This is a genomic window from Pantoea phyllosphaerae (assembly GCF_051025595.1).
In the GTDB taxonomy this organism is placed as follows: domain Bacteria; phylum Pseudomonadota; class Gammaproteobacteria; order Enterobacterales; family Enterobacteriaceae; genus Pantoea.
The window spans coordinates 203388-215376 of record NZ_JBPFDE010000003.1; the positions used below are offsets into that span (position 1 = coordinate 203388).

The 11989-nt window shown below is 55.2% G+C and carries 11 protein-coding genes; 8 read left to right on the forward strand and 3 right to left on the reverse strand.

Annotated elements, in window-relative coordinates; translation table 11 throughout:
• Window positions 1-10 precede the first annotated feature (10 nt).
• The 3 genes from clpP to bolA form a co-directional block, all read right to left on the reverse strand.
• Window positions 11-634 (reverse strand): ATP-dependent Clp endopeptidase proteolytic subunit ClpP, encoded by a 624-nt coding sequence (clpP, locus tag ACR6A7_RS06405; RefSeq protein WP_033752709.1) that lies wholly within the window; start codon window positions 632-634, stop codon window positions 11-13.
• 336 nt (window positions 635-970) lie between these two features.
• Window positions 971-2275, reverse strand: a complete 1305-nt coding sequence (tig, locus tag ACR6A7_RS06410) for a trigger factor (RefSeq protein WP_434124008.1) — start codon at window positions 2273-2275, stop codon at window positions 971-973.
• Window positions 2276-2576: 301 nt separating this feature from the next.
• A complete protein-coding gene (gene bolA / locus ACR6A7_RS06415; protein WP_434124009.1) occupies window positions 2577-2891 on the reverse strand; it encodes a transcriptional regulator BolA in 315 nt (104 codons plus the stop codon).
• Between the two features lie 279 nt (window positions 2892-3170).
• On the opposite strand from bolA, the gene ACR6A7_RS06420 reads away from it, so the two are divergent.
• The 8 genes from ACR6A7_RS06420 to ACR6A7_RS06455 all read left to right on the forward strand — a co-directional run bounded on the left by ACR6A7_RS06420 (window position 3171) and on the right by ACR6A7_RS06455 (window position 11989).
• Window positions 3171-3749, forward strand: a complete 579-nt coding sequence (locus tag ACR6A7_RS06420) for a lipoprotein (protein WP_434124010.1) — start codon at window positions 3171-3173, stop codon at window positions 3747-3749.
• A gap of 55 nt (window positions 3750-3804) precedes the next feature.
• The gene (gene ampG / locus ACR6A7_RS06425) at window positions 3805-5289 is read left to right on the forward strand and encodes a muropeptide MFS transporter AmpG (protein ID WP_434124011.1); all 1485 of its coding nucleotides are present in this window, start codon (window positions 3805-3807) and stop codon (window positions 5287-5289) included.
• Between the two features lie 445 nt (window positions 5290-5734).
• A complete protein-coding gene (gene cyoA / locus ACR6A7_RS06430; RefSeq protein ID WP_434124013.1) occupies window positions 5735-6661 on the forward strand; it encodes a cytochrome o ubiquinol oxidase subunit II in 927 nt (308 codons plus the stop codon).
• A 4-nt stretch (window positions 6662-6665) separates the two neighbouring features.
• Window positions 6666-8648 (forward strand): cytochrome o ubiquinol oxidase subunit I, encoded by a 1983-nt coding sequence (cyoB, locus tag ACR6A7_RS06435; RefSeq protein ID WP_434124014.1) that lies wholly within the window; start codon window positions 6666-6668, stop codon window positions 8646-8648.
• Window positions 8648-9265, forward strand: coding sequence for a cytochrome o ubiquinol oxidase subunit III (locus ACR6A7_RS06440; protein ID WP_033752718.1), 618 nt, complete (start codon window positions 8648-8650; stop codon window positions 9263-9265). The genes cyoB and ACR6A7_RS06440 overlap by 1 nt, the downstream gene beginning before the upstream one ends.
• Complete coding sequence (locus ACR6A7_RS06445) at window positions 9265-9594, forward strand: cytochrome o ubiquinol oxidase subunit IV (protein WP_048783368.1); 330 nt, start codon at window positions 9265-9267, stop codon at window positions 9592-9594. The genes ACR6A7_RS06440 and ACR6A7_RS06445 overlap by 1 nt, the downstream gene beginning before the upstream one ends.
• Window positions 9595-9605: 11 nt before the next feature.
• The gene (cyoE, locus tag ACR6A7_RS06450; protein ID WP_033752721.1) at window positions 9606-10493 is read left to right on the forward strand and encodes a heme o synthase; all 888 of its coding nucleotides are present in this window, start codon (window positions 9606-9608) and stop codon (window positions 10491-10493) included.
• A gap of 131 nt (window positions 10494-10624) precedes the next feature.
• The gene (locus ACR6A7_RS06455) at window positions 10625-11989 is read left to right on the forward strand and encodes an MFS transporter (protein WP_434124015.1); all 1365 of its coding nucleotides are present in this window, start codon (window positions 10625-10627) and stop codon (window positions 11987-11989) included.

Genomic DNA, 11989 nt, shown 5'->3' on the forward strand with positions numbered 1-11989 from the left:
CAGATGAGTCTTATTCGCGATGTGTCAGGACGGAGTCGACTAAACCATACTCTACCGCTTCACTCGCCGAGAGGAAACGGTCACGCTCGGTATCGCGCTCAATTTCTTCCAGCGACTTGCCGGTATGCTCCGCCATCAGCTCATTCATACGCTGTTTGACTTTCAGAATCTCTTTCGCATGAATCTCGATGTCGGTCGCCTGGCCCTGATAGCCGCCCAGCGGCTGGTGAATCATCACGCGCGAGTTCGGCAGGCAGAAACGCTTGCCTTTGGTGCCAGCAGTCAGCAGGAAGGCGCCCATGGAGCAGGCCTGGCCCATACAGATAGTGCTGACGTCCGGCTTGATGAACTTCATGGTGTCGTAAATCGACATGCCCGCAGTAATCACACCGCCTGGGGAGTTAATATAAAGATAGATATCTTTCTCAGGGTTTTCCGCTTCCAGAAACAGCATCTGCGCCACGATCAGATTGGCCATGTGATCTTCAACCTGGCCGGTCAGGAAGATGACGCGCTCTTTCAGCAGGCGGGAATAGATGTCGTAGGAACGCTCGCCGCGTGAAGTCTGTTCAACCACCATGGGCACCAGCGCATTGCGCGGCGCAGTAAATTCACGATCGCCACTGTATGACATTACCGTCTCCTGGATATAGTTCATTGGCTACATTCTGTACCGATTTTCTCTGAAGCGCGCGCGTTCTGCACAGCTTCGCTTCATTTCCGACACCTTCAAGGACGGTTAATCAGCCAGTCTAACTCTCTTCTGCATACTCCCTCAATCTGGGGATACTGCCCTGCTGTTTCAAGCATAACAACCTTTTCTTCATTCGCTAACCGGGAAAAAGCGCAACGTGAATAATTTGCCGATTTATTAAGCGAATAGCAGCACAGGAGAGGAGATGGCGTCGGAAAAACAAAAAAGCCCGCGACTTTTCAGCCGCGGGCTTAGCACTTCTGGTTAAATCCGCAATCAGGCAGCGTTGGTCTGATTCATCAGTTCCTGGAAGCTGGTCGCTTTCTCAGTTACTTTCGCTTTTTCCAGAACGGCTTCAACCGCCTGCTCTTCGAGCGCCACGTTGCGCATGTTGTTCATCAGCTCGTTATTTTTGCTGTAGAACTCAATCACTTCCTGCGGATCTTCGTACGCCGACGCCATCTCTTCGATCAGGGCGTTAACGCGCGCTTCGTCAGCTTTCAGCTCATGGGTGCGAATCACTTCGCCCAGCAGCAGACCAACAACAACGCGGCGTTTCGCCTGCTCTTCAAACAGCTCGCGCGGCAGTTCCAGCGCTTGCTTCTCGTTGCCGCCGAAGCGCTGCGCAGCCTGACGACGCAGCACGTCGATTTCGCTGTCGATCAGCGCAGCCGGCACGTCGATCTCGTTGGCTTTGACCAAACCGTCGATCGCCTGCGTTTTCACGCGGTTGCGAATGGCGCCTTTCAGCTCGCGGTCCATGTTTTTACGCACTTCAGCGCGCAGACCTTCGATGGAACCATCTTCCACGCCGAAACGCTTGATGAACTCTTCAGTCAGCTCAGGCAGTTCGCGCGTTTCAACTTTCTTCAGCACGATGTCGAACTTCGCGTCTTTCCCTTTCAGGTTTTCCGCATGGTAGTCTTCCGGGAATTTCACATCGATAGTGAAGGTTTCGCCCGCTTTATGACCCACGATGCCCTCTTCGAAGCCCGGGATCATACGGCCCTGGCCCATCGCCAGCACGAAGTCAGAGGCTTTGCCGCCTTCGAACTCTTCGCCGTCGACTGAACCGCTGAAGTCGATGGTCGCGCGATCTTCAGCAGTCGCTGCCGCATCGCTCTCTTTCCAGTTGGCCTGCTGCTTGCGCAGGGTATCCAGCATGGCGTCGACGTCAGCGTCGGTCACTTCGACCAGCGGTTTTTCGACTTCGATGCTGTCCAGACCCTGCAGCTCAACTTCCGGATAGACTTCGAACTCGACCGCGTAGGTGAAATCTTCGCCTTCTTTATATTCGCCCGGCACGTAGTTCGGCGCGCCAGCCGGATTGATTTTTTCTTTGATGATGGCGTCAACGAAGTTGCGCGTCATCAGCTCGCCCAGCACGTCCTGACGAACAGAAGCGCCGTAGCGCTGTGCGATGATATTGGCCGGCACTTTGCCTTTACGGAAACCATCGATACGGACTTTTTTCGCCACTTCCACCAGTTCTTTCTTCACTGCGCTTTCGATGCTGTCTGCGGGGACAGTAATCGTAATGCGACGGCCCAGACCCTGCGTGGTTTCTACTGAAACTGTCATCTTGTTACCTCAAAAAATCGCGTGCTCGGTCAACTTCAGACACCACACATTATGTAATGCGCCGTATCCAACAACCGGGACGGCTTCCATTAAGAGAACCTGATCCCTGTCACCAGAAGCGTCCCGAAGACATTCCGGAAAAATAGACGCAGCATTATAGCGGCATCGCCCTGGTGAGTCGAGGCTGTAAACTCACCACTTTTTAGCGGCTTTGCTGCTTTTTTGCGCCAGAGATCGCGTTTATCGCTAAATAATGAAAAAAACGGCCCGGAGGCCGTTTTTTAAAAAAGGCGGGAGGTGCTCAGGCGAGGGTGCCGGCACCGCGGCAGTTTGGCGAGGCGAGCACGGTATCCTGCAACCCCTCCCACTCTTTCAGGGTGTAGGTATGCAGCGCCAGCGCATGAACGCTGCCTGCCAGCTCGGCGGCGAGCTCGCCGTAAATCGCCCGGTGGCGCGCCAGAAAGCGCTGACCAGCGAATACGTCGCTGACGATAACCACCTTGAAGTGGCTTTCGGAACCCGCCGGGACATTGTGACGATAACTTTCGTCATGCACTTCCAGATGAGCCGGCGCAAAAGCCAGGCGAAGCTTCTCTTCGATCTGTTCGCGAATCATTGTCTCTTTCCTCAATGGCGAGCGCTGTGCCCCATCTGGTTAAATATTAGTAGGTTTTCAGGCGCGTCCGCACAAATGTGTGAAAATATTTCCGCCGTTGCCTGAGCCGACCGGCATGATAGCGCAGCGCGAGTGCAGGTCAATGCCCCGATTTTTCATAGCCTATAAAAAAGGCGGTTTCCGCGAATTTCCCCTTCGCAAGGGCTTTTTTCACTGCCGCGCAATGCTATGATGGCCGCAGTTTTTGCAAGCCAACCCACAACATTAACGAGAATAAGCATGTTGAAAAAACTGTTATTTCCCCTGCTGGCCGCCTTTATTTTGGCTGGCTGTGCCGCTAACAGCAATACGTTGACCATTCAGCCGAAAATTGAGCTGCCGCAGCAGGATCCCAGCCTGATGGGCGTGACCGTTAGCATCAACGGTGCCGATCAGCGCAGCGACCAGGCGCTGGCGAAAGTCAATCGCGATGGTCAGCTGGTTACCCTCACCCCGTCCCGCGATCTGCGCTTCCTGCTGCAGGAGGTGCTGGAGAAACAGATGACCGCGCGCGGCTATATGATCGGGCCGGAAGGGGCCGTCGACCTGCAGATCGTGGTGAATCACCTCTATGCAGACGTGACCGAGGGCAACGTACGCTACAGCATCACCACCAAAGCGGATATTTCGATTATCGCCACCGCGAAGAACGGCAACAAGCAGGTGAAGAACTATCGCCAGACCTATAGCGTAGAAGGCGCTTTCAGCGCGACCAACGACAAGATCACCAAAGCAGTGAACTCGACGCTGGGCGACGTGATCGCCGATATGGCGCAGGACACCAGTATCAACAATTTCATTAAGCAGAACGCGCACTAATCCACCGCACTATATGCATGCCCGGCGCACCGCCGGGCATCGCTTCAGGGTCAGCATGAATCACTATCTTCGCATCTTCACGCAACGAAACGCCGCCGTTTTACTGCTGCTCGGCTTTGCTTCCGGCCTGCCGCTGGCGCTGACCGCTGGCACGCTGCAGGCCTGGATGACGGTGGAAAATGTCGATCTCAAAACCATCGGTTTTTTTTCGCTGGTTGGTCAGGCGTACGTGTTTAAATTTCTCTGGTCGCCGGTGATGGATCGCTTTACGCCACCGTTTCTTGGCCGTCGCCGCGGCTGGCTGCTGCTGACGCAGCTGGCGCTGATCGCCGGGATTATCGCCATGGGTTTTATGCAGCCCGCACGCGACCTGACGCTGCTCGCTGCACTGGCGGTACTGGTTGCCTTCTGCTCCGCCTCGCAGGATATCGTCTTCGACGCGTGGAAAACCGACGTGCTGCCGCCGGAAGAGCGTGGCAGCGGCGCCGCCATCACCGTGCTTGGCTACCGGCTGGCGATGCTGATCTCCGGCGGGCTCGCGCTCTGGCTGGCGGATCGCTACCTTGGCTGGCAGGCGACCTACTGGCTGATGGCGCTGCTGATGGTGCCCGCGCTTATCGCCACCCTGATAGCCAAAGAACCCGACACGCGCGCCACCACGCCGCATTCGCTGCGTGAGGCGGTATCACTGCCCCTGAAGGACTTTTTTCAGCGCAACAATGCCTGGCTGCTGATTACCCTTATCGTGCTCTATAAGCTGGGCGACGCCTTCGCTGCCTCGCTGACCACCACTTTTCTGATCCGCGGCGTCGGTTTCAGCGCCGGCGACGTCGGGCTGGTAAACAAAACGCTCGGGCTGCTGGCGACCATTATCGGAGCCCTCTACGGCGGCGTGCTGATGCAGCGCCTGAGCCTGTTCCGCGCCCTGATGATTTTTGGCGTACTGCAGGCGGTCTCCAATTTTGCCTACTGGCTGCTGGCGGTAACGCCCCCGCATTTATGGAGTATGGCCAGCGCCGTCTTCGTGGAGAATCTGTGTGGCGGCATGGGCACGGCGGCGTTCGTGGCGCTGCTGATGACGCTGTGCAATAAGTCCTTCTCCGCGACGCAGTTCGCCCTGCTCTCGGCGCTCTCGGCGGTAGGCCGCGTCTATGTCGGCCCTGCGGCTGGCTGGCTGGTCGAGCTCTGGGGCTGGCCGACCTTCTATGCTTTCACTGTGCTGGCGGCGCTGCCCGGTCTGCTGCTGCTGCTGCTCTGCCGCGACACGCTGAGCGAAGCGCAAAACAGCGGGCATTTCCTGACGCGCACGCGTTTTGCCGCTGGCTACCGCTGGACCACCCGCCTGTTCTGCTGCGGATGCGCTGTTATCGCGCTCTGGCTGGCGATGCTGGCGTGTCAGGCGCTGGGGCTGTGGCAACTGGAAAGCGTGCCGGGCATGCTGTTCGAAGCCGGTATGATGCTGCTGGCGCTGGCGGTATGCGGAGGCGTAACGCTGGACTACGTTGCGCAGCGAAAAGCACCACACCGCAGCTTTAATTAACAAGAGGTATTATTTCATAACGGAAATGTATCTGGCCGCTCTGACGGGCGGCAAACGTTAAACTTTGTCATCAAGAGTTATTTTCTGGGAAATATTAAGATCCCATTTCGTCATTTCGCGAATATATTAAAAACCGGTGCGCAATTATTTTGTATAAATTTCATCACTCAAATGATGCAGATTTGTTAAAGAATTGGGTATCAAAAGTAAGGTTTATTCTTTCCCTGATTTCTTTAAGGATACTTTCATCGGTTTTTGTTATATTGGTGCCAACTGCTTGTCGCAGTTAATAATTTATCACCCCAGGCAACATCTGTGACACCCTTAGCAAAAGGTGTCAACACGCTGCTGACACATCCTTATGCTGGTTTACACTGCATAAACCTTCCCGTAAAATGCGCGCACACTTAAACGACAATAAGCCCTTTGTCATTGAGGTCGTTAAATGAGACTCAGGAAATACAATAAAAGTTTGGGGATTTTGTCATTAATCGCAGGCACTTTGTTAATGAGTGGCTGCGATAATGCGTTGTTAAATCCCAAGGGACAGATTGCACTTGAGCAACGTTCGTTGATTCTGACAGCCTTTGGCTTGATGTTGATCGTCGTTATTCCCGCAATCTTGATGGCGGTGGTGTTTGCATGGAAATATCGTGCATCCAACACTGAAGCGAAGTACAGCCCCAACTGGTCACACTCTAACAAAGTCGAAGCCGTGGTCTGGACCATTCCGATCCTGATCATTCTCTTCCTCGGCGTGCTGACCTGGAAATCAACCCACGCGCTGGAGCCGAGCAAACCGCTTGCCTCTGACGTGAAGCCAGTTGAGATCCAAGTAGTGGCGCTGGACTGGAAATGGTTGTTTATCTACCCGGAACAGGGTATTGCCACCGTTAACCAGATCGCTTTCCCGGCTAACACGCCGGTGAGCTTCAAAATTACCTCCAACTCCGTTATGAACTCTTTCTTTATTCCGACGCTCGGCAGCCAGATCTACGCCATGGCGGGCATGCAGACCAAACTGCACCTGATCGCCAATGAGCCAGGAACGTTCGACGGTATCTCCTCGAACTTCAGTGGTCGAGGTTTCTCTGGTATGAAGTTCAAAGCCATTGCAACCAAGGACGATGCGGAATTCCAGCAGTGGGTCGCCAAAGTTAAAGCGGCACCTAACACGCTGACCACTATGGAAGATTTCGAGAAAGTCGCCGTACCAAGCGAAAATCATCCGGTGGAATATTTCTCTTCAGCGAATCCTGAACTGTTCAAGCAAGTCATCGCTAAGTTCATGACCAGCCACGGGAAGATGGACATGTCTCAGCACGAAGGCATGGACATGAGTCACACCGCTTCCGCGGGAGCCGAGGAATAATACGATGTTCGGAAAATTAACACTGGATGCAGTGCCGTACCATGAGCCGATTATCATGGTTACGGTTGCCGGGATCATCATTGGTGGTCTGGCAATCATCGCTGCCCTAACCTACTTTGGTAAATGGCAGTACCTGTGGTCTGAATGGCTCACCTCCGTCGACCATAAAAAACTGGGTATCATGTACATCATCATGGCGTTCGTCATGCTGCTGCGCGGCTTCGCCGATGCCATCATGATGCGTACCCAGCAGGTAATGGCTTCTGCCGGGGAAGCCGGCATACTCCCGCCGCATCACTACGACCAGATCTTTACCGCGCACGGCGTGATTATGATCTTCTTCGTGGCGATGCCTTTCGTCGTGGGTCTGATGAACATCGCTGTGCCGCTGCAAATCGGCGCACGCGACGTTGCCTTCCCGTTCCTGAACAACCTGAGCTTCTGGTTTACCGCGGTTGGTGTGATCCTGGTTAACCTGTCGCTGGGCGTGGGCGAGTTCGCACAGACCGGCTGGCTGGCCTATCCGCCGCTGTCGGGCGCGGAGTACAGTCCTGGCGTCGGGGTTGATTACTGGATCTGGAGTCTCCAGCTTTCCGGTATCGGGACCACGCTGACCGGCATCAACTTCTTCGTGACTATTCTGAAGATGCGTGCGCCGGGCATGGACCTGTTCAAAATGCCGGTGTTTACCTGGGCTTCTCTTTGCACCAACGTCCTGATTATCGCTGCGTTCCCGGTTCTGACCGTGACCCTGGCGCTGTTGACGCTTGATCGTTACCTTGGCTTCCATTTCTTTACCAATGATATGGGCGGTAACATGATGATGTACGTCAACCTGATCTGGGTTTGGGGTCATCCGGAAGTGTACATCCTGGTGCTGCCGGTGTTCGGCGTCTTCTCTGAAGTCACTGCGACCTTCTCGAAAAAACGTCTGTTTGGCTACACCTCACTGGTGTGGGCGACCATCGCCATTACCGTGCTGTCGTTCATCGTCTGGCTGCACCACTTCTTCACCATGGGTGCGGGCGCGAACGTTAACGCCTTCTTTGGCATCATGACGATGATTATCGCGATTCCGACCGGCGTGAAAATCTTCAACTGGCTGTTCACCATGTACCAGGGCCGCATCGTAATGCACTCTGCCATGCTGTGGACCGTAGGCTTCCTGGTCACCTTCTCTGTTGGTGGTATGACCGGTGTTCTGCTGGCGGTGCCGGGTGCGGACTTCGTGCTGCATAACAGTCTGTTCCTGATCGCGCACTTCCATAACGTCATCATCGGCGGCGTGGTATTCGGCTGTATGGCTGGCGTGACCTACTGGTTCCCGAAAGCTTTCGGCTTTACCCTGAACGAAACCTGGGGCAAACGCGCCTTCTGGTTCTGGATCATCGGCTTCTTCGTTGCCTTTATGCCGCTCTACATTCTGGGCTTCATGGGCATGACGCGTCGTCTGAGCCAGGATATCGATCCGCAGTTCCACTCTCTGCTGGTTGTCGCGGCCGTCGGTGCAGGCCTGATCGCTTGCGGTATCATCAGCCAGGTAATCATGTTCTACGTCTCTGTGCGTGACCGTCATCAGAATCGCGATCTGACCGGTGACCCGTGGGGCGGCCGTACGCTGGAGTGGGCAACCTCTTCACCGCCGCCGTTCTACAACTTTGCCACTATCCCGCATATCCACGAGCGCGACGCGTTCTGGGAAATGAAAGAGAAAGGCGAAGCGTACAAGCAGCCGGCGAAATATGAAGAGATTCATATGCCGAAGAACAGCGGCGCGGCTATCGTCATCGCTGCCTTCGCAACGGTATTCGGTTTTGCCGCAATCTGGCATATCTGGTGGCTGGCTGGCCTCTCCTTCCTGGGCATGATCGTGACCTGGATTGTGAAGAGCTTCGACGAAGACGTGGACTACTACGTTCCGGTTGTCGAGATCGAGAAGATCGAGAAGCAGCACTTTGACGACATCAGCAAAGCGGGTCTGAAATAATGTCAACTGAAACTCTGACAAAACACCACCACGACGCCCATGCGGAGCATGGGCATCACGATGCGGGAGCCAATAAAGTCTTTGGCTTCTGGATCTACCTGATGAGTGACTGCATTATCTTCGCAACCCTGTTTGCGACCTATGCAGTTATGGTCAACAGCACTGCCGGTGGCCCGGCAGGCAAAGACATCTTCGAACTGCCGTTCGTTCTGGGCGAAACAGCGCTGCTGCTGCTGAGCTCCATCACCTACGGCATGGCGGTTATCGCCATGAACCACGACAAGAAGAGCTCCGTCCTTAGCTGGCTGGCGCTGACCTTCCTGTTTGGTCTTGGCTTTATCTGCATGGAGATCTATGAGTTCCATCATCTGATCGAAGAGGGTTTCGGCCCGAATCGTAGCGGCTTCCTGTCAGGCTTCTTTACCCTGGTAGGCACCCACGGTCTGCACGTTACCTGCGGCCTGATCTGGATGCTGGTGCTGATGTTCCAGATTGCCAAACGTGGGCTGACGTCGACTAACCATACCCGTATCCTGTGCCTGAGCCTGTTCTGGCACTTCCTGGATGTGGTCTGGATCTGCGTATTTACCATTGTCTATCTGATGGGAGTCATGTAATGAGTCATTCAGCTAACGGAAATGTTGTTCCGCACAGCAGCGTGAAGTCCTACATGATCGGCTTCATCCTCTCCGTCATCCTGACCGGTATTCCGTTCTGGATGGTGATGAGCGGTGGGTCATCTCAAGGTATGACCCTGGGCGTCGTGGTTGCCTGCGCAGTCATCCAGGTCGTTGTTCACCTGATCTACTTCCTGCATCTGGACACCAAGTCCGAAGGCGGCTGGAACATGGTAGCCATCGTCTTCTCGGCAATCATCATTCTGATCGTCGTAGTTGGCTCGCTGTGGATTATGTGGAACCTCAACTACAACATGATGGTTCACTAAAGAGTCGCGTAATGATTAAGCAATACCTGCAAGTAACAAAACCAGGAATTATTTTCGGGAATTTAATTTCTGTGATCGGCGGATTTCTGCTGGCTTCAAAAGGCAGCATTGATTACGCCCTGTTTCTCGCCTCGCTGATCGGCGTGTCGCTGGTTGTCGCCTCAGGTTGTGTTTTCAACAACGTGATCGACCGCGATATCGACGTAAAGATGGAGAGAACCCGGAATCGAGTGCTGGTTAAAGGCCTCATCTCCGCGAAAGTAAGCCTGATTTATGCTACCGCGCTGGGTATTGCTGGCTTTGCGTTGCTCTACTTTGGTGCCAATCCGCTGGCCATGTGGCTGGCGGTCATGGGCTTCGTGGTTTACGTCGGCGTTTACAGTCTCTACATGAAGCGTCACTCGGTTTACGGGACGCTGATTGGCAGCCTGTCTGGCGCCGCGCCGCCGGTGATTGGCTACTGCGCCGTCACCAACCAGTTTGATGCCGGTGCGCTGATCCTGCTGGCGATCTTTAGCCTGTGGCAGATGCCGCACTCCTATGCGATTGCCATCTTCCGCTTTAAAGATTACCAGGCGGCGAACATCCCGGTTCTGCCGGTGGTGAAAGGCATCTCCGTGGCGAAGAATCATATTACGCTCTATATTCTGGCGTTTATGATTGCCACGCTGATGCTGTCACTGGGCGGCTACGCAGGCTATAAATACCTGGTGGTCGCGGCGGCCGTAAGCGTCTGGTGGCTGGGAATGGCGTTATCAGGTTACAAGACCTCAAACGATCGTGTCTGGGCGCGTAAGCTGTTCGTCTTCTCAATCGTGGCTATCACCGCGCTGAGCGTCATGATGTCGGTGGACTTTATGGCCCCGGCGTCAAAAGATCTCCTGACCTACGTGTGGTAATGCCGCACGGCCATGCATGCTAAGGGCGCGATTCCGCGCCCTTTCTTTTTGTTACCACTTCTTAAACACTATTATTTTACCCGCCCTCCCCTGCTCCCTAAAATAGATGCGGCAAACTTACAGAGGTTGGAATGAACGATAATAAAATGACGCCGGTGGAGCTCCGCGCCACATGGGGTTTGGGCACGGTATTTTCCCTGCGAATGCTGGGTATGTTTATGGTCCTGCCGGTATTAACCACTTACGGCATGGCCCTTCAGGGTGCAAGTGAAACCCTTATCGGCCTGGCGATCGGCATCTACGGTCTGGCGCAGGCGATTTTTCAAATTCCCTTTGGCCTGATGTCCGACCGCATTGGCCGCAAACCGCTGATCGTCGGCGGCCTGCTGCTGTTTGTCCTCGGCAGTCTTATCGCCGCGACCACCACCTCTATCTGGGGTATTATTCTCGGCCGCGCGCTGCAGGGCTCCGGCGCGATTGCCGCTGCCGTGATGGCGCTGCTTTCTGATTTAACCCGCGAGCAGAACCGCACCAAGGCAATGGCCTTTATCGGCATCAGCTTCGGCGTCACCTTTGCTATCGCGATGGTGATCGGCCCCATCGTTACCCACGCGCTCGGCCTGCACGCGCTCTTCTGGATGATCGCCATTCTCGCCTCGCTGGGTATCGTGATTACCCTGCTGGTCGTGCCGAGCGCGCCCGGCCATGTGCTGAACCGCGAATCGGGTATGGTGAAAGGCAGCTTCCGCAAGGTGCTCGGCAATTCGCGCCTGATCAAACTCAACGTCGGCATTCTCTCTCTGCATATTCTGCTGATGTCCAGCTTCGTCGCCCTGCCCGGCCAGTTCGAGCAGGCGGGCCTGCCCGCCGCCGAGCACTGGAAAATCTATCTGGTGACGATGCTGATCGCCTTTGTCGGCGTGGTGCCCTTTATTATCTACGCCGAGGTAAAGCGCCGCATGAAGCGCGTCTTCGTCGCCTGCGTCAGCCTGATTGTTATCGCGGAGATTGTACTGTGGGGCGCGGCAGGCCATTTCTGGACGCTGGTGATCGGCGTGCAGCTCTTTTTCTTCGCCTTTAACCTGATGGAGGCGATTCTGCCGTCGCTGGTGAGCAAAGAGTCGCCGGCTGGCTATAAAGGCACGGCGATGGGGCTCTACTCCACCAGCCAGTTTATCGGCGTGGCGATTGGCGGTAGCCTCGGCGGCTGGGTGTTCGGCCATTTCGACGCGCAGACGGTGTTCCTGGTGGGCGCCATCGTGGCGGCGGTCTGGCTGTTCGTCGCCATGACCATGCAGGAGCCGCCCTACGTCAGCAGCCTGCGTATCGTGCTGAGCGATAACGCGCTGGCGGTGCCGAATCTTGAGCAGCGCCTGAAAGCCCAGCCGGGCGTATCGGCGGTGTTAATCGTGCCGGAAGAGAAAAGCGCCTATATTAAGATCGACAGTAAGGTCACCAGCCGCCCCGAACTGGAGGCGCTGCTGGCAAGCAGCTAA